Below are 21,956 nucleotides of genomic sequence, written 5' to 3'. Positions count from 1 at the left end.
TCACGTCGACGCCATTTTGGTGAGACGAGACAGAAGCCATTGGCGGACGTCTTGCTCGGGCCGCGTCAGTGGCGCGGCCGACGCCCGTGTCAGGAAGTGCCCAAAGCTGCTCGAAAGTTCGAAGTCGGAAAGCGTCACCAGATGCTTGTTGGCGAGCGCGGCATCGATCATCGGCCGCGACCCCAGCAGCACGCCAGCGCCCGCCTTGGCAGCCTCCATGGCGGCCACGAAACTGTCGAAGCGATGCGACCGCATGGGGTGTCCCGGCGTGCCGGCGGCAATGAACCATTCCGCCCACATTTCACGCGCTCCGGCGACCAGAAGCAGCGGCAGGGAAGTCCAATCGGCGTTGCCGGCCAAGGCCGGGGAAGCCACCGGCACCAGCCGCTCGACAGTCAGCCTGTCGGCTTCTCGCCCGGGAAATGCGCCGTTTCCGAAGCGAATATCGAGCACCGAGCCGCTCTGGTCGTAATCCGTCGGGCGATGGATCGTCACCACATCAAGCTGGATCCGCGGCAGGGTTCTCGCAAGATCGGGCAATGCGGGCACGAGCACCAGCAGGACAAAGGAGATTGGCGCTCGAATGGTCACGGTCTGGATGGCGCGGGGCTCGAACAGTTCCGTGGTGCTGTTGCCGATGGTGGCAAATGCAGACTGGATATGGGGAAGATAGGCGGCGCCTTCCGGCGAAAGTGCCACACCACGGGCAAGGCGTGAGAACAGCCTGATCTTCAACCGTTCCTCGAGAAAGCGGATATGCTGGCTGACCGCCGCTTGCGTCAGGCCGAGCTCGACTGCGGCGGCCGTGAAGTTCGACAGCCGCGCAGCGGCTTCAAAACTGCGCAGCCAATCGAGAGGAGGCATGCTCCGGCCGGCTTTTTGAGCCATTAAAATTTTATGCCCTTTGGTCCTAAAATGATAATTTGAGTTATGCCTAAGAAGCCGTCAGCATGCAAGCAGAAGCAACGACTGGAGCTTGTTGGGCATGCTGACGAAAGCGGTGATCGGCGACGAGGGACGAACGATCGAACTTGGCTGGAAGGACGGGACGCGCACCCGCTTTCACGCAATATGGTTGCGCGACAACGCGCTCGACGACAAGACGCGCAGCGCCGGCAACGGCCAGCGACTCATTACCATCCTCGACATTCCGGCCGCTACGAAGATCGACGCGGCGTCGATCAAGGACGATGCCCTTGAGGTCAGCTTCGCGCCCGAGCAGAAAACAGTCAGCTTCCCCGCGGCATGGCTGAGCGCCAACGCTTATGATGGCGACGCGGCCCGTCAACCCGGCTGGACCGGCGAGGAAACCGTACGCTGGACCAAGGCCACGATGCAAAATTCGGTGCCGCGCGCCAACTACGCCGCGGCCAGCCGCGACCGCGCTGTCCTGCGGCAATGGCTATCGGCGGTCAAGGCCTACGGCTTTGCCGTGATGGACGGGCTGCCGACCGAATCCGGCGCGCTTTGCAAGGTTTCCGAACTGTTCGGTTATATCAGGGAGACCAATTACGGCCGCTGGTTCGAAGTGCGCGCGGAGGTCAATCCGAACAATCTCGCCTACACCAATCTCGGCCTGCAGGCGCATACCGACAATCCCTATCGCGATCCGGTGCCGACATTGCAGATCCTGGCCTGCATCGAGAATACGGTAGAGGGCGGCGAGTCCAGTGTCGTCGACGGCTTTGCTGTTGCGACCGCTCTGCAGGCTGAGAATCCGGAAGGGTTTCGCCTGTTGAGCTCATGTCCGGCCCGCTTCGAATATGCCGGTTCGTCGGGCGTGCGGCTGCAGGCGAAACGGCCGATGATCGAGCTTGGGCCCGATGGCGAACTGATCTGTATCCGCTTCAACAACCGCTCGCTGGCGCCGACCGTCGATGTGCCGTTCGCCGACATGGAAGCCTACTACGCGGCCTATCGCCGTTTCGCCGAACTGATCGAGGATCCCCGTTTCGAGGTGACGTTCAAGCTAGAAGCCGGGCAGTCCTTCATCGTCGACAACACCCGCGTCATGCATGCGCGAAAGGCGTTTTCCGGCACCGGCACGCGCTGGCTGCAAGGCTGCTACGCCGACAAGGACGGCCTGCTGTCGACGCTTGCGGCGATCGAACACGGTTTCAAGGAGGCGGCGGAATGAGCGCCCAGGACCTGAACGCGGACAACATCGTCGAGTTCATAGCCGACATCTTCGAGCGGCGGGGCGCCGAATCCTACCTCGGCGAACCGGTGACGATGTCGGAGCATATGCTGCAGGGGGCCTGGTTGGCCGAGCAAGACGGTGCGCCCGATGTGCTGGTGGCGGCGGCGCTGCTGCACGACATCGGCCATTACACCAGCGAATTCGGCACCTACTCGCCCGACGATGTCGAGGACAAACACCATGACGAGGCCGGCGGCGAAGTGCTGGCGCCGTTCTTTCCGCCGGTTATCGTCGAATGCGTCAGGCTGCACGTCTCGGCCAAGCGATATCTATGCGCTACCGACCCGACCTATTTCTCCCGGCTTTCGGAAGCATCGGTGCATACGCTGTCGTTGCAAGGCGGCCCCATGAGCGCCGATGAAGTCGCCGAATTCCGCAAGAACCAGTTCCACGAGGAAGCAGTGCGGGTTCGCATCTGGGACGAAGGCGGCAAGATTGCCAATATGAAGACGCGGGCGTTCCGCGATTATGTACCGCTTCTGCAGCGGGTCGTTCGCGAGTTTCGCGATGGCGCCTGACGCAGCCCATCACCGGGGAGGAGACAGCCCATGTGTTTCTGCTTCGACGGCGAAAATGCAGTAGCTGCATACCGGCCGGATGGCTGCCGCGAGCGCCTGCCCGTCACGCGCGCTATCGCCTGCCTGCCGATCATTTTCCACAGCGGGCCTAGCGCCGCTGTCGGCTCGCTCGAACCCATCGATGCCGAGCACATGATCGAGCTCGATCCGCAAAACCGTGCGGTGCAGGTGCGCGGTTTCGGCAATCGCCTCGCCTCGCTGGAGGAGCGCAAGATCTCGAGCGCTGGGCCAAGGCGAGGGGCGTGATGTTCAGGGCCTGAAATGGAAGAGCCCGCGCGGCGGAAAACGTCGCGCGGGCTGCACGGATGTGCCGATGTCAGGTCGCAGTCGCTGACCGGTACGCTCGTGTCTCGAATGGCATCGCCGGGCAGATAGACAGTCAAGTACTGGTTCGAGTATCTTTCGGCCTCTCGCGGTGCCTGCCTGTGGCCGTCCGAAGATGCCCGGGCGCGCCTCGCCGTTTGAGCGACGCGAAGCAAACAATAGCTGTCACGAAGATTTCGTAGCATGAGGCGGACCTGCCGAGCATTTGCAAGCCAACAAGGAGCTATTCCATGTCCGATTTGATCGCCATCGTCTATCCGACCGAAGCCAAAGCGGAAAAGGTGCGCAAGCGGCTGTTCGAATTGCAGAAGGAATACCTGATCGAACTCAGCGATGCGGTGATCGCCGTGAAGCAGGAGAGCGGCGACGTCAAGCTCAATCAACTCTTCAACCCAACCGCCGCTGGAGCAGTCTCCGGCAGCTTCTGGGGGCTGCTCGTCGGGATGATCTTCCTGATGCCGGTCGTAGGGGCGGCGGTTGGCGCGGCCTCGGGCGCACTTGGCGGCGCGCTGAGCGATTTCGGCATCAACGACAAGTTCATGAAGGATCTCGGGTCGAGCCTTCAGCCCGGCAACGCGGCACTCTTCGTGCTGGTCCGCAAGATGACAGCCGACAAGGTACTCGAGGATATGAAGGGATCGGGCGGCACCGTGCTGAAAACATCGCTCGACCATACCAAGGAGCAGGCCCTGCGTGACGCGCTGGCAGCCACACAGAGCCAGCCGGTGTCCGCGCCCGCCGCACCTGCCGCCTGACGACAGAGGGAGGCGCGGCATTCGCCGCACCTCCCTCTATGCACTATCCCGCCTGCTAATCTTTGTGATGCACCTGCTGCAGCCCGTAGACGGGTGTTTCGATGCCTTCGTGCCGCGCCTTCAACTGCAGCGACAGGAACTGCGAATAATGGCGTGACTGGTGCAGGTTGCCGCCGTGGAACCAGAGCGCCTCCTGCTGCGTCGGCTTCCACATGTTGCGCAATTCGCCTTCCCAGGGGCCGGGATCCTTGGTGGTGTTCGAGCCGAGGCCCCAGCATTTCCCAACCTTGTCGGCGACCTCTCGGGAGATCAGGTCGGCCGCCCAGCCATTCATCGAGCCGTAGCCGGTGGCGTAGACGATGAGGTCCGCCTGCAGTTCCGATCCGTCACCGAGCAGGACCGAATGCTCCTTGATCTCCTTCACCTCGACGCCGCTTTTCAGCTTGATCGATCCGTCGATGATCAGGTCGGACGCGCCGACGTCGATATAGTAGCCCGAGCCGCGCCTGAGATATTTCATGAACAGGCCGGAATCGTCATCGCCCCAGTCGAGCATGAAGCCGGCCTTCGCCAGACCCTTGTAGAACTCGGCATCGCGCTTCTTCATCGCGGCGTAAGCCGGAATCTGGAATTCGTGCAGGATCTTGTAGGGCAGGGAGGCAAAGACGAGGTCGGCCTTGGCTGTCGTCATGCCGCCTTGCACGGCTTTTTCCGAGTAGAGCGAACCCAGTCCGATTTCCATCAGCGTGTCGGATCTGGAGATATGCGTGGTCGAGCGCTGCACCATGGTGACGTCGGCGCCGGCTTCCCAAAGGGCTGCGGCGATGTCGTGGGCGGAATTGTTCGAGCCGATGACCACGGCGCGTTTGCCGGCATAGGCATCGGGGCCGGGGTGCTTCGAGGAATGGTGCTGATCACCCTTGAAGCTGTCCATGCCCTTGAATTTCGGCATGTTGGCCTTGCCGGATTGTCCCGTGGCCAGCACCAGTTGCTTCGGCTTCAGGGTGATGTCCTTGCCGTCGCGATGAACGACGACGCTCCATTCCTTCTTCTTGTCGTCATAGGTGGCGCTCCTGGCTTCCGTGGAGGACCAGTAATTCAGCTCCATGACCTTGGTGTACATTTCCAGCCAGTCGCCGATCTTGTCCTTGGGCGAGAAGACCGGCCAGTTCCTGGGAAAGTCGATATAGGGGAGATGGTCGTACCAGACCGGGTCGTGCAGGCAGAGCGACTTGTAGCGCTTGCGCCATGAATCGCCGGCGCGCTCGTTCTTCTCGACGATGATGGTCGGCACGCCGAGCTGCCGCAGCCGCGCGCCGAGCGCGATGCCGCCCTGGCCGCCGCCGATGATCAGCGTGTGGGGCTGCGTCTTGAAACCGAGTTCGGCGGCTTCCTTCTCGCGCTCCTCCTTCCAGGTTGGCCGGTTCTTGCCGTGGCCATGCTTGGCGCCCATCGGCCGGGCGAAGCCGGCCGGCTCCTCGTGGCCCTTCAACTCGACCATGGTTGTCAAAAGCGTCCAGATCTTTCCATCCTTCAGCCTGATGTGACCGAAGCCGCGCGCCACCTCCGTCTCGAAGCTGATCCAGCCCTCCAGCAGCCCGTCGCTTTCGCTCGCATCCTCGCCCTTGGCGATCGCCCAGTTCGAGGGCTTTGTCCTTGCCAACTGGCTGATCAGCATGTCGCGCACCTGGTCGCGGCCTTCCATGGTCTTGATGTTCCAGGTGAAGGTGACGAGATCGCGCCAGTAACAGTCTTCCTGAAAGCATCCGACCGCGCTGTCGATATCGCCGGCGGCAAGTGCTGCGCCGAACCGGTCGAGCAGGTCTGACAGTTTCGTGTTTAGGGCCTTGTCGAGCATCAATTTCCTCCCGTGACGTGCTGGTCGTTTGCTATGGCTTCGCCGGCCCCCCCAGCTCGGTCGGCCGGAGTATCGCGGCAAAATGCGCACCGCGTCACGTCGTCAAATAGTTTGGTGTGGTTTCAGCAACTTATCGAGACTCTGGCGCCGCTGGGGGCTGCTGAAACGGTGTCCAGCGGCGAAACAGGCGGCTCGAAGCGGGACTGATCCGAACCTGTCGATGTCACACACATTCCCCGTTGACAGCGGCGCAAAACCAATTCTATTGTCCGCCACCATGAAAACGGCACTCATTCTCGTAGGAAAGCGCGTGGGCAAGGCGGTGTAACCGCCGGGCGAAAACCCCCCATGCGCAAGACACAGGCTCCCTCGGGGGCCTTTTTTATTGCCCGAAACACGACTAAACGACCAGCAATCGCCCGATGGCGAACAGTACGGGACCAGACCGATGAGCAGTGGACAGAGCGAGCGGCGCGAAATGCCAAGGACCGAAATGACTGGCGCCGAAATGGTGGTGCAGGCGCTGAAGGACAATGGCGTCAAGCATATTTTCGGCTATCCCGGTGGCGCGGTTCTCCCGATCTATGACGAGATCTTCCAGCAAGACGAGGTCGAGCATATCCTCGTCCGTCACGAGCAGGGCGCTGGCCATGCGGCGGAAGGCTATGCGCGCTCGACAGGCAAGGCAGGCGTCATGCTGGTGACTTCGGGACCAGGCGCCACCAATGCGGTGACGCCCTTGCAGGATGCGCTGATGGATTCGATCCCGCTGGTCTGCCTGACCGGGCAGGTGCCGACTTCGCTGATCGGCTCCGATGCGTTCCAGGAATGCGACACCATCGGCATCACGCGCCCCTGTACCAAGCACAACTGGCTGGTCAAGGACGTCAACGAGCTCGCGGCAATCATTCACGAGGCTTTCCATGTCGCCACGACCGGGCGTCCGGGTCCGGTCGTGGTCGACATCCCGAAGGACGTGCAGTTCGCCAAGGGCATCTATGTGCCGCCGCAAACGGCGCCGCGCACGAGCTACCAGCCGAAGGTCCAGGGCGATCTGGAGAAGATCAAGGCGGCGGTCGAACTGATGGCGGGCGCCAAAAAGCCGATCCTCTATACCGGCGGCGGCGTCATCAATTCCGGCCCGGAGGCCAGCCATTTGCTGCGCGAACTGGTCGACCTGACCGGCTTTCCCATTACTTCGACGCTGATGGGTCTTGGCGCCTATCCGGCATCGGGCAAGAACTGGATGGGCATGCTCGGCATGCACGGCACCTATGAAGCCAACATGGCGATGCATGATTGCGACGTCATGATCTGCGTCGGCGCGCGCTTCGACGACCGTATCACCGGGCGGCTCACCGCGTTCTCGCCGAACTCGAAGAAGATCCATATCGACATCGATCCGTCGTCGATCAACAAGAACGTCCATACCGACGTGCCTGTTATCGGCGATGTCGGCCGGGTGCTGGAGGATATGGTGCGGCTGTGGCGGGCGACCGCAAGGACCGACAAGAAGGCGCTCCGCCCGTGGTGGGAGCAGATCGCGAAATGGCGCGCGCGGGATTCGCTCGCCTACAAGATGAACCACGACGTCATCATGCCGCAGTACGCCATCCAGCGGCTCTACGCGCTGACCAAGGACATGGACACCTACATCACCACCGAGGTCGGCCAGCACCAGATGTGGGCGGCGCAGCACTATCATTTCGAAAAGCCGAACCGCTGGATGACCTCGGGCGGGCTGGGCACGATGGGCTATGGCCTGCCGGCGGCGCTCGGCGTGCAGATCGCGCATCGCGATGCTCTGGTCATCGACATTGCAGGTGATGCCTCGGTGCAGATGACGATGCAGGAGATGAGTGCCGCCGTGCAGCACGACGCACCGATCAAGATCTTCATCCTCAACAACCAGTATATGGGCATGGTGCGGCAGTGGCAGCAGCTTCTGCACGGCAACCGGCTGTCGCATTCCTACACCGAGGCGATGCCGGATTTCGTCAAGCTGGCCGAAGCCTATGGCGGCCACGGCATCCGCTGCGACAAGCCGGACGAGCTGGACGACGCGATCAGGGAGATGATTTCGGTGAAGAAGCCGGTGATCTTCGATTGCCGCGTGGCGACGCTCGCCAACTGCTTCCCGATGATCCCGTCGGGCAAGGCGCATAATGAGATGCTCCTGCCCGACGAGGCGACGGACGAGGCGGTGGCCAATGCCATCGACGCCAAGGGCAGGGAACTGGTGTAGCGCTCCCCAAGCCGAGGCAGGGCTTGTCGGAAGAAGCCGCGCGGAAACAGAGAATTAGCGCCAAGAGTTTGAAATCGAGATTCATGTCATGAACGCACAGCTTCAACCCACCGGCTCCGCCTATTTCATCGCCAAGGAAACGGAAAAGCCTGAGAATCACACGCTTTCCGTGCTGGTCGACAACGAGCCGGGCGTGCTTGCCCGGGTTATCGGCCTGTTTTCCGGCCGCGGCTATAACATCGAAAGCCTGACGGTCTCCGAAACCGAGCACGAGAAGCATCTGTCGCGCATCACCATCGTGACGCGCGGCACGCCGCATGTGCTGGAGCAGATCAAGCACCAGCTCGAGCGCATCGTGCCGGTGCACCGCGTCGTCGACCTCACCGTGCGGTCGCAGGAGCTCGGCCAGGAACGGCCGCTGGAGCGGGAACTGGCGCTGGTGAAGGTAGCCGGCACCGGCGAAGCCCGCGTCGAGGCGCTGAGGCTCGCCGACGCCTTCCGCGCCAGCGTCATCGACGCCAACACCGAGCATTTCATCTTCGAGATCACCGGCAAGGGCTCCAAGATCGACCAGTTCATCGCCATCATGAAGCCGCTCGGCCTGGTCGAAATCTGCCGCACCGGCGTGGCGGCGTTGAACCGCGGCCCGCAGGGGATGTAGTCGTCCGGCGTTCTGTCCATGTCCCTCGACGCCTTCCTTGCCCTGCTGGTCTACGCCTTCGTGACCTCGGTCACGCCGGGGTCAAACAACTTCATGCTGCTGGCGTCGGGGTGAATTTCGGCTTCGTCAGGACCATTCCGCACATGCTGGGCATCGGCATCGGCTTCCTCGTGCTGTTGCTTGGCGTCGGCCTCGGGCTCGGCGCGGTGCTGACGGCATTTCCGGTATTGCACACCGGACTGAAGATCGCCGGCGGCGCCTATCTGCTCTATCTCGCCTGGAAGATCGCCATGTCGCGTTCGCTCAACAGCAAGGGCGAGGCGAAGGCAAGGCATGGGTGATGGCGATCACCGCCATGGCCCTCTACAGCGATGCGGACCATCTGTTCCTGTCGGTGGTGCTGATCTCGAGGGCGTTCGCCATCGTCAATCCGCCGAGCGTTTCGGTATAGGCGGGTTTCGGCACGGCGCTGCGCGGTTTCCTGTTGGATCCGGTGCGGCTGAAATGGTTCAACATTGCCATGGGCGTGCTCCTGGCGGCTACGCTGTGGCCGATGCTGCGCTAAGGTGTGCTGATATTCAGGTGAGGCCGGCCTGCAAACGGCGGTTTTCTGCGCTTCCTACAGCGCCGCGCGTCCTTTCGGACGCGCAAAGGACGCTGTAGCATTTTTTGGTTTGTGCACGATCCTTTCCGAAAATCGATTCCGATTTTCGGGGTCATGCGCGCGCTCACGGACCCGAATGTCCGCTCCGCTCCGGTTCTCGAAACCCACCATTTTCGGCTCGGCCTGACCTGAATCTCAACACACCTTAGGCCAGTGCCGGCTTATTGTGCACTGCACATTAAATCTTCGTAATGCCGTGTTTTGGCCCTTTTCCGCCCAAGGCGTGTCCTATCTATTCGGCGAATTCGCGGCAAGGCGCGGCGTGATTTGAGGTAGACCGAGACCACCGGGTTCGGCGTGTCGGATGAGAGGGCAGTTGTCGATGCGCGGAAAGATCGTGCTTGCAGTGGTCGCGGTGGCCTGCCTCGCAGGGGCCGGCCTCTACCTTTCGCCGGCAGCGATGAGCAAGGTTCAGCAGCTGCTGTCGCCGAAGCAGACGGCCGTTGCGGACAAGACTGGCGCAGACAAACCTGGCGCGGGCAAGTCGGGCGCCGACAGGGCAGGCGGGGGCGCCAATGGCGCGCGTTCGACCTCGGTCGTCGCGGCCACCGCTTCGACGGCGGACTTTCCGATTCGCCGCTATGCCATCGGCTTTGTCTCGTCGCCTGCCGTGGTCAGCATCAACGCCCGCGTCTCCAGCCAGCTCGTGTCGATCGCCGTCAAGGACGGACAGATGGTGAGGGCAGGCGACCTGCTGTTCTCGCTGGACGACCGCGCGCTGAAGGCGCAACAGGCCAAGGACCAGGCGACCTTGGTCAAGGACCAGGCATTGCTGGCCAGCGCCGAGGCGGATCTCATCCGCGCCAGGAACCTTGTCGCCAAGCAAGCCGGCACGCAACAGACCTATGACCAGGCGGTCGCGGCGCAAAAGGCGGCCGCCGCCACCGTCGATGCCGACAAGGCGACGCTCGACGCCGACGCCGTCCAGCTTGGCTTTGCCACCATTACGGCGCCGATTTCCGGCAGGCTTGGCGCGGTCAGCGTCGCGGTCGGCGATCTCGTCACCACCAGCAACGGCAACAGTTCGTCGACGACCCCGCTGGTGACGATCACCCAGATGGACCCGCTGCAGGTGAACTTCAATCTTCCCGAAGGCGATCTTGCCTTGCTGCACAAGGCGTTGGCGGCACCGAGCCAAGGCGCGGTGACGCTGACCAGGGATGGCGACCCGACGCCGATCGGCAAGGGAACGCTGGATTTCGTCGATTCCAGCGTCGACACCGCCTCCGGCACGATCGCGACGCGGGCGAGCGTGCCGAATGCCGATCTGTCGCTGTGGCCAGGTCAATATGTCAATGTCGTGCTCGATGCCGGCCTCATGCCGCGGATGACGTCGGTTCCCACGGTCGCGGTCCAGCCCAGCCAGAAGGGGCCGTTCGTCTACGTCGTCAAGCCCGACAGCACGGTGGAGATGCGGCCCGTGCAGGTAGCGCTGACCGAGGGCCAAAACAGCGCCATCAGCGATGGGCTGAAGGCCGGTGAGCGTGTCGTCGTCGAAGGCCAGACGAAGTTGAAGAATGGTGCCGCGGTTCGCGAAGGCAAAGCGTCGGCCGGCTCCGACGACCAGTCGTCGCCGAAGGTTGCCGAGGTCGATAAAGCAAACGGGGCTGATAAGGCGGGCGGGACGCAGCCATGATCTCCGAATTCTGCATTCGCAGGCCTGTCGCCACCCTGCTCATGTCGTTTGCGCTCGTGCTGGGCGGGTTGTTTGCGTACAAGTTCCTGCCGGTGGCTGCCTTGCCGAGCGCCGAGTTTCCGGTGGTCAACGTCTCGGCGTCGCTGCCCGGCGCCTCGCCGGAGACGATGGCGACCTCGGTGGCGACGCCGCTGATCAAGCAGTTCAACACCATCGCCGGCATCGATTCGATCTCAACCACCAACTCGCTCGGCCAGACCTCGATCGCCATCCAGTTCGTGCTCAACCGCGACATCGACGCGGCCGCGGCCGACGTGCAGGCGGCGATCGCGCGTACGCTGAAGTCGCTGCCGCCCGAGATGACGGCCCCGCCGAGCTATCGCAAGGTCAATCCGGCCGATGCGCCGATCCTCTTGATGTCGCTGGTCAGCGACACGGTTCCGCTGACCGACCTCGATGCCTTTGCCGAGAACGTGATCTCGCCGTCGCTGTCGACCATCGACGGCGTGGCGCAGGTCTCGATCTTCGGCCAGCAAAAATATGCCGTGCGCGTCCAGATCGATCCGACCGCTCTCGCCGCGCGCGGCATCTCGATCGACCAGTTGCAGACGGCTATCGCTTCCGCCAACAGCAATACGCCGCTCGGCGTGCTGCAGAACGACAAGCAGCAGCTGACCATCACCGCCAACACGCAACTGACCGATGCGGCGGGATTTTCCAATCTCATCATCGCCACCAAGAACGGCCATCCGGTGCGGCTGGGCGAGGTGACGCGCGTCATCGATTCGGTGCAGACCACGACGACCGCGAGTTGGTACGATGGTACCCGCGCGATCATCATGGCCGTGCAGCGCCAGCCCGATGCCAATACCGTCGATGTCGTCGACCAGGTCAAGGCAATGCTGCCGTCCTTTCAGGACCAGATGCCGGCGGCCGCCAGCATCAAGCTGCTCAACGACCGCTCGACTTCCATCCGCGCCGCCGTCGACGATGTGCAGTTCACGCTGCTCCTGACCATCGCGCTGGTGGTGACGGTGATCTTCGTGTTCCTGCGCCGGGTGACGGCAACCATCATCCCGGCTGTGGCGGTGCCGATCTCGCTCATCGCCACGCTGGGTGTGATGTTCCTGTTCGGCTTTTCCATCGACAACATCTCGCTGATGGGCCTGACGCTCGCTGTCGGCCTTGTCGTCGACGACGCCATCGTCATGCTCGAAAACATCTTCCGTCACATGGAGGAGGATGGGCTCTCGGCCTTCGAGGCATCGCTGAAAGGCGCGCGCGAAATCGGCTTCACCATCATCTCGATCTCGATCTCGCTGGTGGCGGTGTTCATCCCCGTGCTTTTGATGGGTGGGGTGATCGGCCGCATCTTCAACGAGTTCGCCGTCGTGGTGACGGTCGCCATCCTGGCCTCGATGTTCGTCTCGCTGACGCTGACGCCGATGCTGTGCTCACGGTTGCTGTCGGTGTCGAGAGCCGAGCGGGAAGCCCATGCCGAGGGCCACAAGCATGACCTGATCACGCGCGGCTATGGCTGGTTGCTGAGCTTTTGCCTGCGTCATACTTTCCTGGTCTTCCTCGTCTTCATCGGGACGGCGGCAGCGTCGGCCTGGCTGATCCAGGTCTCGCCGAAGGGCTTCTTCCCGCAGGAGGATATCGGCCAGATTTCGGTGACGACCATAGCGCGCCAGGACATTTCCTTTGACGCCATGGTGAAGCTGCAAGGGCAGGTGGCGAACGTCTTTTCGCATTCGCCCTATGTGGATCATGTGGCATGGTCGGCCGGCAGCGGCGGCAATGCGCTCAACCAGGGCCAGCTCTTCGTGCAATTGAAGGCCAAGGACCAGCGCCCCGATATCGAGAAGGTGCAATCGGATCTGCGGCGGCAGCTTGCCAACGTGCCCGGCATCGAGGCCTACATGCAGCCGGTGCAGAATCTGCGTCTCGGTGCCCGCTCTTCGGCCAGCGCCTACCAGCTTGTCGTGCAAGGCCTCGACACCGGCGCGACCGACAGTTGGGCGCAAAAGCTCACGGACGCGATGGTCGCGGATCACAGCGCCTTCACCGACGTTACAAGCGATTTGCAGAACAACGCCCTGCAGGCGTCGCTGGTGATCGACCGCGACAAGGCGGCGACGCTCGGCATCGACACCGATACGCTGCGCTCCAGCCTTTATGGCGGTTTCGGCACCCAGCAGGTGTCGACCATCTTCGGTTCGGCCGACAGCTATGAAGTCATCATGGAACTCGATCCGAAGATCGAGTGGTCGCCCGAGCGGATGCTGGCCATCCAGGTGAGGACGGCGAGCGGCAGCTTGGTGCCGCTCGGCGCCTTTGCCCGCGTCGATCGCACGGCCGGCGCCTTGACCGTCAACCAGCTCGGCCAGCTGCCGGCGGTGACCATCTCCTACAATCTGCCGCAAGGCGTGGCGCTCGGCGACAGTACCGCCCGCATCGCCGCGCTGAAGGAGCAGATCGGCATGCCGAAGACGATCTCGACCAGCTTCGCCGGCACGGCCAAGACGTTCCAGGATTCGCTTGCCAATCAGGGCCTGCTGATCGGCGGCGCCATTCTCACCATCTATATCGTTCTCGGCATCCTCTATGAGAGCTTCATCCATCCGCTCACCATCCTGACCGGCCTGCCGTCGGCCGTGCTGGGCGCCGTGGCTGCACTGCGCTTCGCCGGCATGGACCTTTCGGTGATCGCGGTGATCGGCATCCTGATGCTGATTGGCATCGTCAAGAAGAACGGCATCATGATGGTCGACGTCGCGCTGGAGCTCAGGCGCGAGGGGATGTCCGCCAAGGAGTCCATCCACAAGGCGTGCCTGATGCGTTTCAGGCCGATCATGATGACGACGCTCGCGGCGCTGATGGGCACCTTCCCGATCGCGCTCGGCACCGGCGCCAGCGCCGAGTTGCGCCAGCCACTCGGCGTCGCCGTCGTCGGCGGCCTGCTTGCCTCGCAGGCGCTGACCCTGTTCGTCACGCCGGTCATCTATGTCTATTTCGAGAATTTCTCCGGCTGGCTGCTCGGCCTGTTTCCGAGGCGGAGGCCCGAATTGCATGTCGTCGAAACCGTCGAACAGCCTTCCCTGTTCGGCCCCGATGACGAACCTCTGAGCGAACCGCAGAAGGCAGCGGCTGAGTAGAGGCCGCAGGGTCGTCGGTGCGCCCGATGTCTTGCTGGCCTTGAGGCAATTCCCGGAAAAGTGTGCAACGGTTTTCCGTCCGGAATTGCGCAAAAACAAATAGTTAGAGCGGTTCAGCGATTCTCTTAATCGCTGAACCGCTCCAGGCGTCGCGCTTGCGGCCGGCGAAGAGCAAGTCTTGCTTGGTCGACCTCTATTCAGCGTAGGTCGCTATCTGTTCGTACTGGGCGGCGGAGACACCCAGTATGCCGCGAACTTCCTCAAGCGAACTGAACGGTCGACGAGCGATGATTATGCGGATCGAAATTGGCAGCAAAAGAAAAGTGTCGCGTAGGCGACTCTCACTCCATTCATTGATGATGATGAGTCCGTCGCTCGTCACGGGATTAACTACAGGCCCTTCATCGCTCCCTGTGGCAGCGTCCAACGCCAAATCAACTCTTGCAAAGCCTCTCCCGGTACCTGCCTGGTCAAGAGGCTCGGCACTCGCCTCTAGAATTTCCCTTGCCCGCTGCCTGTCGAGGGCGGATCGATGGGACAACAAGAGGGCGGCTGCCCCTACAACGTGGGGGACGGCGAATGACGTGCCAAAATCATACGTGACCGCGCCGCCGATAGCCGCGGATTTGATATTGCTTCCCTGGTCTGCAGCAGTGCCGCTCCCGCCGGGCGCACAAAGGTCGATTTTATCGCCAAAAAATGAATAATCAGCGGGCCCTTTGTCTGCGCCGACTGCGGCGATCGACAAGACATCGCCGTAGTCAGACGGATAATGAGGCTCGTTGTAGGACATCGGCCAGTTTCCCGCGGAGCAGACAACCAGCGCATCCCGTTGAGTCGCCTGCGCAATTGCGTCCCGTATGAGGCCCACGTCACCGGTCGTTTTCCAACTGATACTAATGATGAGCTTTGTTGGCGGCGCGACAGAGTTGATGGCGTACAATATCGCGTCACGACGCCTGGCGTAGCTGAGCGACGCCCCAGCGAGAGGCACCCTCAAAGGAAGAATGCGACAACCCGGGCAGATGCCGTGGATGCCTGATTGGCCGTTTCCAATGAGGAGGCCCGCGATAAAGGTCCCATGGCCGTCAATGTCCGTCGGGTTGGGATCGCTGTCGTCCTCGAAATTCCAGCTCTCACCCTGGCTTCGCTGCAGGTACCCGTCGGCCAGGGAAGGGTGGTTCAAATCAATACCAGAGTCGATGAGGGCGATCACGACGTCGGGTGTACCCATCTCCACGAGCCAAGCGTTTTCACAGCCCAAGAGTGATAAATTCCAGTCGAGACTCCCGCTTTCGGCGTCGTCACTCGGTCTCGCTTTTTTTGCGGCTTTTTTTTTCGCGCCCTCCCTATCATTCACCGCTATGAAGCCCGGCTCGGCAAAAGCGACCGCCGACGAAGCGTTGAGCACCTTCACCGCTTCAATGATCTTCCTCGGAGAATCTGCCGCGGAACGCATTCTAAGCGTCATAAGCCCCGGCGTGCGGTGGAGTTCGTCGATCGTGAGGCCCGCACTGGCGATCACCGTATTCTGCTCTTGAGGCGTGACACCATCCTTGAACTGAACCACGCAAAATTCAGGGTCGATAAACTGGGCGACTCCTTCAGCGTTGCGAAACGCGGGCACAACTCTGTCTACAGCCCTATCCAGCTTGAGCTTCCTGATTGCACCGACGCCGGTCTCGCCTTGGGATACCGCATAGACCTGATAGTCATTCCGGCCGCTGCCCCCTGAAATACGCCTCAGGGAGTTTCTACTCGCCAAGGACTCGGCACTCTCCGAATCTTGGCTCTTGAGGCGCACCAGCACCTCGGAGCTATCGGCTCGTAGATCAACTGACTTTCCAGTAAGTTTGTCGACATATGTGAGGGAGCTTACCGTGAAGACAGTTGTAACGGCATCGAATGCTTCTGCGTCGACACCCTCGAGGTGGCGAAGCTCCAAGGACAAATAGTAGGGGCGATTTGCGACAATGGTGGATGCAATCGGCTCAGGGAGCCCACATAATTGAATGAGCTGTTCGACGGTCGCTTCGTTCAGATTAAACTTCTCAATCTCCAACCGGTCGCTGATGCGTGCACTCGCCGGCGCTGGCAGCCAGTCCAGGTCAGCCTTGCTGCCATGAGGTCTCGTAGCCACGATCTGGTCGGCAACGTCTTCCGAGACGCCGAGCAGTCCTACAAGCTGGGCGCGCGTCGCATCGTCGATTTTTAGGAAGTCGGCCAACTTAGCGGTTCCTCGTCGCCGGTAACGCCAGGCTCAGGAACACCGAACCTTCCGACATCATCAGGCCCAGCCGTACGAACTCCTGCAGGGCTGCTTCAACTTCATCGGATGAGTTGGGGAGGCCAAGCTTCGCTATTATCTGGGTCGCGGTGGCAGGGCGGTCACTCGCCGCGACATAAATCTGTGCCAGCGCGTCATGGAATTTGTAGATGCCCTCGTCACCATCGCTTCGGAGGTCTTCGATTTGGATGAAGTTCGGTGACGACCAGAAAGTAAGAGAGGGTCTGCGAGGCGCTTTCCACGCCTCCTGCCAACGCCGTACCTCCGTCCGCGTCTCTTCGTACGCTCGGTCTGGAAGCGAGTCCTCAAGCTCGTAGTCAAAGAAGTACGCAATTTTCGCGAGGTCGAATGTCTCTGGGTAGACGTAGGCGTAGCTGGCTTCAGGTTTTACAAACTTGCTCGGGAAGGAAACTCGGTCGGTATAGATGGGACTGAACCGCTCCATCCAGATACGCCCAGCACCCGTCGGCGGTTGCAGGTGCCTCACCCGCCTCATCGTCACAAGTTGATCTTCGTAGAAGCTGGCATGCTCACCTGGAAATCCCCAAATGATGTTCCAGCCAACATCAACTCCATAGTACAGTGACCACCTCAGCAGATTCACATTTTGGATGCCTGTCACACCCTTTCGCATGAGCTTGAGGACGCGACTGTCGAGGGACTCTATCCCTGGCTGAATGCGTCGCAGGCCTCCGTCACGCAAAACACGAAGTTTGTCTTTGGTGAGGTTCGATTTGACCTCGTAGAAGAACTCATAGTCGCTTCCGACCTGCGCCAAATGCGGAAACAGGGTGTTCAGATATTGCTGATCAACGATGTTATCGACGGCCTCGAAACGAAAGCCGCCATATGCCTCTGACATTGTCGCGAGCTCATCTCGAACCCGCTCCGGCGATTTCGAGCGAAATTTCATCGTCGAACCGTTGAGCCCGCAGAAGGTGCAGTGGTGTTTCTGTCCCCACCAGCAGCCGCGGGCGCTCTCAAAAGGTAGATAGACCAGGCGTCTCGATACGTCGGAGACGAGGCCCTTCGCTATCCCCCGCGCGAAGTACTCATCGTAGTCAGGAACGGGGAGGCCGTTCAGGTCGTCGAACGGCTGCTGAGCAATCCCGGTCGCCCCGGTTGGAGTCTCCTTGGAGAGAACTCCCGGCACCAACATCGGGTCATTGCCACTCGCTAGCGCTTCCAGGAACCTTGGAAACGACTCATCCGCCTCTCCGCTGATCGCGTAGTCCACGGCGGCAACCGAGCGTACCAGCTCCTGACCCATCTCGCCTTCAAAATTTGCCCCACCGAAAAGCGTGATTATGGAAGGGTGCATCGCTTTTATGCGAGCTGCCAAGGCGAAGGCAGCCGTGTTTTGCTGAAAGGTCGAGGTGAATCCGACGACGCGAAATTGGCTCCAATCGACGCTGCTCTCGAGGTCGCTCAGGTACTTTGGTACTTCGACGTGGCGCAATTTGACAAGTTGATCAGCGGTAAGGCCCAAATCGGTCAACAGGAGGCCAGCTTCGGTGCCAAAGCGCCGCAGCATTTCTCCGTCCGGATCCGGGGCATCTTCGCCAAACGCCTGAAGCGAGAATAGCCACTCGCCGAACAGGCGGCCCCGATGATGGACCAATTGTTCATAAAGCGAGACGCCAATTGCCTGCGCGAAATCGAGATTTAGATGGAGGGTGGTTGCAGGGAAGCCGTGCCTGTCGGCGATTGCCTTCAACAGTCCAAGTTGGAGGGAAGGCCGGTAGCAAGAAACGAATGGTGTGGTGACTAACGCTACCGGCCACTCCTGCCGACTCTCACGTTCCGTTGGGGTCACGCTGGGCTTTGTGTTGTAGCAGGTCGCAAGTGCGGACAACATGCGCATCACTCCGCCGCTGGTGGGCTGTAGACAACGCAAAACGGATCGTCTTGTGACTACCAAACAACTCCAATGCCCACACCGCTGGCAACATCCTCGATGCCGCTGCGGAGGTTGAAGTCTGCTGTTCCGATGGACTGGAAAGCTCCCTTGAATCCGTCTGAAAGCACAGTGCTGCGCGCTGCCGATGCCCGGATCGAGCCGCTTTCCTTCTCGCCGTCTGAAGGTGCGCCTTGCACACGAGCGGCAATGGCTTCTCCGGCCAGCTTGAATACCGCCAGAAGCAAGGTCCTTTCCTTGTCCGTCAGGACATCTGCCACTTCGTCAAGTTTCTTTGCCAGTTTCGCCAAATCGGCTTGAGTAACAGCTTGGTCAGCCATCGCTTTGTCTCCCATGAGTTTTTTGCATAGTTCCGCGATATTGCGAGCTGCATTTTAAAATAATCAGCTGCTTTGTGAGATTGCTCTCATGTGACTGTTCTGTCAACAGCATAGACGCCCGCTATATTTATTATAAATTTAATATTATTATTGTAGTTTTTGGATTTTGCGCAAAATATATTTATTTGATGCCGGGTTGTTGCTGCATTTAAACTTCTAGATCGAGAATTTTTCTCCATATATTTGATTCCCAAACGATTTGCGACGTTCATTCCTTTCGTGCTGCCATCATCATCCCGTCCCGCCGCATCGAAAAGCCTCGTCGCACGACAGCTGACTGTAAGCACACTGGAGCAATGAATTCAGCGCGTTAGCCGTCACGCTTGCGGCCGGATGTCAGTGGTCGTAATTTGCGGCCATGGCACACGATCATGACCACGACAACGACCTCGACCCGTTTGCCGCGCGGGTGCGCGCGCTGGAAACGATCCTCGCCGAGAAGGGCCTAATCGATCCGGCTGCCATCGACGTCATCGTCGACACCTACGAGACGAAAATCGGCCCGCGCAACGGCGCACGGGTGGTGGCCAAGGCCTGGAGCGATCCTGACTACGCCGCCTGGCTGAAAAGCGACGCGACGGCGGCGATCGAATCGCTCAGCTATACCGGCCGGCAAGGCGAGCACATGCAGGCGGTGTTCAACTCAGAGGAGACGCACAACCTCGTCGTCTGCACGCTGTGCTCCTGCTATCCGTGGTCGGTGCTCGGCCTGCCGCCGGTCTGGTACAAGGCGCCGCCCTATCGCTCGCGGGCGGTGATCGATCCGCGCGGGGTGCTTGAGGAATTCGGGCTGACGCTGCCAAGGACGACAAAAATCCGGGTATGGGATTCCACCGCCGAGCTGCGTTACCTGGTCGTGCCGATGCGGCCTGATGGCACGCAGGGCTGGAGCGAGGAACGGCTGGCGGATCTTGTGAGCCGCGATGCGATGATCGGTACGGCATTGGCGCGAGAGCCGGCATGAACGGACCGCATGATCTCGGCGGGCAGATGGGGTTCGGACCGGTCGCGCCCGAAAAGGACGAGCCGTATTTCCATGCTGCCTGGGAAAGGCGAGCGCTGGGTGTGACGCTTACCGCCGGCGCCATGGGGGCGTGGAATATCGATGAGAGCCGGCATGCAAGGGAATCGCTGCGCCCGGCGGACTACTATGCCTCGAGCTACTACCAGATCTGGATCAAGGCGCTGGAAACCTTGCTCAAGCGCCATGGTTTCGTCAGCGACCGCGATCTGGCCGCGGGCAGGGCGATTGACCCGGCTGCGACACCCAAGCGCGTGCTGAAGGCGGAAAACGTGCCAGCGGTGCTGGCCAAGGGCGGCCCTTGCGACCGGCCGGTTTCGGCGCCGGCGCGCTTCAGGGCGGGTGACCGCGTGCGGACGAAGAACTTTCATCCGACCGGCCATACACGATTGCCGCGCTACGCGCGCGGCAATCAGGGGACCGTGGAAGCCGTCCGCGATGGCTTCGTGTTTCCCGATAGCAATGCGCATGGACAGGGCGAGAACCCGCAATGGGTCTATACAGTGGTTTTCGACGGCGCCGAGATCTGGGGCGAGGGGGCCGACCCGACGCTGACTGTGTCGATCGATGCCTGGGAAAGCTATCTTGAGCCGGCCTGAGGCGGCAACAGCCGAATTGCCGGCTGGCTTCGACGAGCCGGTGTTCGCCGAGCCATGGCAAGCAGAGGCCTTCGCCATGACGGTGGCATTGCACGACAGGGGTCTGTTTTCCTGGAGCGAATGGGCGGATGCTTTGTCCGCCGAGCTGAAGAAGCCCGGTGCGGCAAGCGACGGCCACGACTATTACGAACACTGGCTGGCGGCGCTGGAAAGGCTGCTGTCGGCCAAGGGCGTTGCCGGCAAGGGCGATGTCGATGCGCTGGCCGCCGCCTGGGGACGCGCGGCGCATGCAACGCCGCATGGCAAGCCGATCCTGCTGGAGAATGATCCCAGACCGACCGAAGGTCGTGTCGACCCGACCGAAGGTTATGGCGGCCAGACCGGATAGGTCGTGGTCAATCAGCCTTTGTTCCCTTTACGTTCTGGTTTACTCCTGCTAGCCTTGTCCACCGATAGCATCGAGGTGATGGCAGCTATCTTGTCTTTGTCCTGCGAATCCGGTCTCTCGCTCTGATGGAATTCTCCCCCCAACAGGATGAGGCGCTGAAGGCGGTTGCCGGCTGGCTCAAGACCGGGCGGCCGCAGCTCTTCCGGCTGTTCGGCTATGCCGGCACCGGCAAGACGACGCTGGCGCGCTATTTCGCCGAGCATGTCGACGGCCAGGTGCAATTCGCCGCCTTCACCGGCAAGGCCGCGCAGGTGCTGCGTTCCAAGGGCGCGGTCAATGCCCGCACCATCCACTCGCTGATCTACCGGCCGAAGGGCGAGGAATCGGTGGCGGACGAGGTGACCGGCAAGACCTCGATGTCGCCGACCTTCTCGCTCAACCGGCAAAGCCCGATCTCGCGCGCCAAGCTCGTCGTCATCGACGAATGCTCGATGGTCGACGAACAGCTTGGCCGTGACCTCTTGAGTTTCGGCACGCCGATCCTCGTCCTCGGCGATCCCGGCCAGTTGCCGCCGATCTCGGGCGGCGGCTTCTTCACCGACCATGAGCCGGATGTCCTGCTCACCGAGATCCATCGGCAGGCGCGCGACAACCCGATCATCCGGCTGGCCCTCGACGTGCGCGAGGGCCGCGAATTCATGCGCGGCGACTACGGCACGGCGCAGGTGATCGGCAAGGAGGACGTCACCCAGGAGCTGGTGCTGAAGGCGGACCAGGTGCTGGTCGGCACCAACCGCACGCGGCGGCGCTACAATCAGCGGCTGCGCGAGTTGAAAGGGTTCAATGCCGATTACCCGCAGGCCGGCGACAAGCTGGTCTGCCTGCGCAACGATCCCGCCAAGGGGCTGCTCAACGGCTCGCTGTGGAAGGTGATGACTTCGTCGCGCGAGACAGTGAAGCCCGGCATCAACCTGCTGGTCTCGCCAGAGGAGGACGATCCGGACCGCGGCGTCGCCAAGATCAAGCTGCTCAAGGCGGCGTTCGAGGATCCGGACGCCGATATTCCCTGGCAGCAGAAAAAGCGCTTCGACGATTTCGATTATGGTTATGCGCTTACCGTGCACAAGGCGCAGGGCTCGCAATGGAACGAGATCGTGCTGTTCGACGAAAGCTGGGCGTTCAAGGAAACCCGCCAGCGCTGGCTCTACACGGCGATCACGCGCGCCGCCGAACGGCTGACCATCGTCAGATAGGATGATCCAGCGTCAATCATCATGATTTTGC

17 protein-coding genes and 1 pseudogene are annotated in these 21,956 nt (G+C 61.4%); 13 read left to right on the top strand and 5 right to left on the bottom strand.

Features of this window, described 5'->3' with window-relative positions; all coding sequences use genetic code 11:
• The gene (locus MESS4_RS22350) at positions 1 to 888 is read right to left on the bottom strand and encodes a LysR family transcriptional regulator (protein ID WP_036241881.1); all 888 of its coding nucleotides are present in this window, start codon (positions 886 to 888) and stop codon (positions 1 to 3) included.
• A gap of 97 nt (positions 889 to 985) precedes the next feature.
• Here MESS4_RS22350 and MESS4_RS22345 point away from each other — a divergent pair, with 97 nt between their 5' ends.
• The 4 genes from MESS4_RS22345 (at position 986) to MESS4_RS22330 (ending at position 3,857) form a co-directional block, all read left to right on the top strand.
• The gene (locus tag MESS4_RS22345) at positions 986 to 2,137 is read left to right on the top strand and encodes a gamma-butyrobetaine dioxygenase (protein ID WP_006335835.1); all 1,152 of its coding nucleotides are present in this window, start codon (positions 986 to 988) and stop codon (positions 2,135 to 2,137) included.
• A complete protein-coding gene (locus tag MESS4_RS22340; RefSeq protein WP_006335829.1) occupies positions 2,134 to 2,718 on the top strand; it encodes an HD domain-containing protein in 585 nt (194 codons plus the stop codon). The genes MESS4_RS22345 and MESS4_RS22340 overlap by 4 nt, the downstream gene beginning before the upstream one ends.
• A gap of 30 nt (positions 2,719 to 2,748) precedes the next feature.
• Positions 2,749 to 3,024 (top strand): hypothetical protein, encoded by a 276-nt coding sequence (locus MESS4_RS34055; RefSeq protein WP_006335828.1) that lies wholly within the window; start codon positions 2,749 to 2,751, stop codon positions 3,022 to 3,024.
• 308 nt (positions 3,025 to 3,332) lie between these two features.
• The gene (locus MESS4_RS22330) at positions 3,333 to 3,857 is read left to right on the top strand and encodes a DUF1269 domain-containing protein (protein ID WP_006335827.1); all 525 of its coding nucleotides are present in this window, start codon (positions 3,333 to 3,335) and stop codon (positions 3,855 to 3,857) included.
• Between the two features lie 55 nt (positions 3,858 to 3,912).
• Here MESS4_RS22330 and MESS4_RS22325 read toward each other — a convergent pair whose 3' ends face one another.
• Positions 3,913 to 5,715, bottom strand: a complete 1,803-nt coding sequence (locus MESS4_RS22325; RefSeq protein WP_006335826.1) for an NAD(P)/FAD-dependent oxidoreductase — start codon at positions 5,713 to 5,715, stop codon at positions 3,913 to 3,915.
• A 448-nt stretch (positions 5,716 to 6,163) separates the two neighbouring features.
• Here MESS4_RS22325 and MESS4_RS22320 point away from each other — a divergent pair, with 448 nt between their 5' ends.
• The 5 genes and pseudogenes from MESS4_RS22320 (at position 6,164) to MESS4_RS22300 (ending at position 14,079) form a co-directional block, all read left to right on the top strand.
• Positions 6,164 to 7,960, top strand: a complete 1,797-nt coding sequence (locus MESS4_RS22320) for an acetolactate synthase 3 large subunit (protein WP_006335825.1) — start codon at positions 6,164 to 6,166, stop codon at positions 7,958 to 7,960.
• A gap of 88 nt (positions 7,961 to 8,048) precedes the next feature.
• A complete protein-coding gene (gene ilvN, locus MESS4_RS22315) occupies positions 8,049 to 8,621 on the top strand; it encodes an acetolactate synthase small subunit (RefSeq protein WP_006335824.1) in 573 nt (190 codons plus the stop codon).
• An 18-nt stretch (positions 8,622 to 8,639) separates the two neighbouring features.
• Positions 8,640 to 9,186 (top strand): annotated as a pseudogene (locus MESS4_RS22310) (LysE family translocator).
• A gap of 421 nt (positions 9,187 to 9,607) precedes the next feature.
• Positions 9,608 to 10,921, top strand: a complete 1,314-nt coding sequence (locus MESS4_RS22305; RefSeq protein ID WP_006335819.1) for an efflux RND transporter periplasmic adaptor subunit — start codon at positions 9,608 to 9,610, stop codon at positions 10,919 to 10,921.
• Positions 10,918 to 14,079 carry an efflux RND transporter permease subunit gene (locus MESS4_RS22300; protein ID WP_006335818.1) on the top strand — a complete coding sequence of 1,054 codons (3,162 nt, stop codon included), beginning with the start codon at positions 10,918 to 10,920 and terminating at the stop codon, positions 14,077 to 14,079. Before MESS4_RS22305 ends, MESS4_RS22300 begins: the two co-directional genes overlap by 4 nt.
• A gap of 193 nt (positions 14,080 to 14,272) precedes the next feature.
• Here MESS4_RS22300 and MESS4_RS22295 read toward each other — a convergent pair whose 3' ends face one another.
• From MESS4_RS22295 to MESS4_RS22285, 3 genes are read right to left on the bottom strand one after another with little or no spacing between them, the layout of a single operon-like run.
• Positions 14,273 to 16,306, bottom strand: coding sequence for a S8 family serine peptidase (locus MESS4_RS22295; RefSeq protein WP_006335817.1), 2,034 nt, complete (start codon positions 16,304 to 16,306; stop codon positions 14,273 to 14,275).
• Position 16,307: 1 nt separating this feature from the next.
• Positions 16,308 to 18,224, bottom strand: a complete 1,917-nt coding sequence (locus MESS4_RS22290; protein ID WP_006335816.1) for a RiPP maturation radical SAM C-methyltransferase — start codon at positions 18,222 to 18,224, stop codon at positions 16,308 to 16,310.
• 56 nt (positions 18,225 to 18,280) lie between these two features.
• Positions 18,281 to 18,604, bottom strand: a complete 324-nt coding sequence (locus MESS4_RS22285; RefSeq protein ID WP_006335811.1) for a hypothetical protein — start codon at positions 18,602 to 18,604, stop codon at positions 18,281 to 18,283.
• A 418-nt stretch (positions 18,605 to 19,022) separates the two neighbouring features.
• On the opposite strand from MESS4_RS22285, the gene nthA reads away from it, so the two are divergent.
• The 4 genes from nthA to MESS4_RS22265 all read left to right on the top strand — a co-directional run bounded on the left by nthA (position 19,023) and on the right by MESS4_RS22265 (position 21,925).
• Entirely contained in the window at positions 19,023 to 19,628 is a 606-nt protein-coding gene (gene nthA / locus MESS4_RS22280; RefSeq protein WP_006335805.1) for a nitrile hydratase subunit alpha, read from the top strand.
• The gene (nthB, locus tag MESS4_RS22275) at positions 19,625 to 20,284 is read left to right on the top strand and encodes a nitrile hydratase subunit beta (RefSeq protein WP_006335797.1); all 660 of its coding nucleotides are present in this window, start codon (positions 19,625 to 19,627) and stop codon (positions 20,282 to 20,284) included. The genes nthA and nthB overlap by 4 nt, the downstream gene beginning before the upstream one ends.
• On the top strand, positions 20,271 to 20,672 hold the full coding sequence (locus MESS4_RS22270; RefSeq protein WP_006335796.1) for a nitrile hydratase accessory protein: 402 nt from the start codon (positions 20,271 to 20,273) through the stop codon (positions 20,670 to 20,672). The genes nthB and MESS4_RS22270 overlap by 14 nt, the downstream gene beginning before the upstream one ends.
• A gap of 125 nt (positions 20,673 to 20,797) precedes the next feature.
• Positions 20,798 to 21,925: an ATP-dependent RecD-like DNA helicase gene (locus MESS4_RS22265; RefSeq protein ID WP_006335795.1), complete on the top strand. Its 1,128-nt coding sequence runs from the start codon at positions 20,798 to 20,800 to the stop codon at positions 21,923 to 21,925.
• Positions 21,926 to 21,956: the final 31 nt, after the last annotated feature.

This window comes from Mesorhizobium sp. STM 4661 (genome assembly GCF_000359125.1).
GTDB lineage: Bacteria > Pseudomonadota > Alphaproteobacteria > Rhizobiales > Rhizobiaceae > Mesorhizobium.
Note: the sequence above shows the minus strand (reverse complement) of the source record. Positions and strands in the feature narration are given on the sequence as shown.

Bases quoted from the DNA above. Each gene is read 5' to 3' on its own strand.
- MESS4_RS22350 (WP_036241881.1), bottom strand. From the start codon at position 888: ATGGCTCAAAAAGCCGGCCGGAGCATGCCTCCTCTCGATTGGCTGCGC.
- MESS4_RS22345 (WP_006335835.1), top strand. From the start codon at position 986: ATGCTGACGAAAGCGGTGATCGGCGACGAGGGACGAACGATCGAACTT.
- MESS4_RS22340 (WP_006335829.1), top strand. From the start codon at position 2,134: ATGAGCGCCCAGGACCTGAACGCGGACAACATCGTCGAGTTCATAGCC.
- MESS4_RS34055 (WP_006335828.1), top strand. From the start codon at position 2,749: ATGTGTTTCTGCTTCGACGGCGAAAATGCAGTAGCTGCATACCGGCCG.
- MESS4_RS22330 (WP_006335827.1), top strand. From the start codon at position 3,333: ATGTCCGATTTGATCGCCATCGTCTATCCGACCGAAGCCAAAGCGGAA.
- MESS4_RS22325 (WP_006335826.1), bottom strand. From the start codon at position 5,715: ATGCTCGACAAGGCCCTAAACACGAAACTGTCAGACCTGCTCGACCGG.
- MESS4_RS22320 (WP_006335825.1), top strand. From the start codon at position 6,164: ATGAGCAGTGGACAGAGCGAGCGGCGCGAAATGCCAAGGACCGAAATG.
- ilvN (WP_006335824.1), top strand. From the start codon at position 8,049: ATGAACGCACAGCTTCAACCCACCGGCTCCGCCTATTTCATCGCCAAG.
- MESS4_RS22305 (WP_006335819.1), top strand. From the start codon at position 9,608: ATGCGCGGAAAGATCGTGCTTGCAGTGGTCGCGGTGGCCTGCCTCGCA.
- MESS4_RS22300 (WP_006335818.1), top strand. From the start codon at position 10,918: ATGATCTCCGAATTCTGCATTCGCAGGCCTGTCGCCACCCTGCTCATG.
- MESS4_RS22290 (WP_006335816.1), bottom strand. From the start codon at position 18,224: ATGTTGTCCGCACTTGCGACCTGCTACAACACAAAGCCCAGCGTGACC.
- MESS4_RS22285 (WP_006335811.1), bottom strand. From the start codon at position 18,604: ATGGCTGACCAAGCTGTTACTCAAGCCGATTTGGCGAAACTGGCAAAG.
- nthA (WP_006335805.1), top strand. From the start codon at position 19,023: ATGGCACACGATCATGACCACGACAACGACCTCGACCCGTTTGCCGCG.
- nthB (WP_006335797.1), top strand. From the start codon at position 19,625: ATGAACGGACCGCATGATCTCGGCGGGCAGATGGGGTTCGGACCGGTC.
- MESS4_RS22265 (WP_006335795.1), top strand. From the start codon at position 20,798: ATGGAATTCTCCCCCCAACAGGATGAGGCGCTGAAGGCGGTTGCCGGC.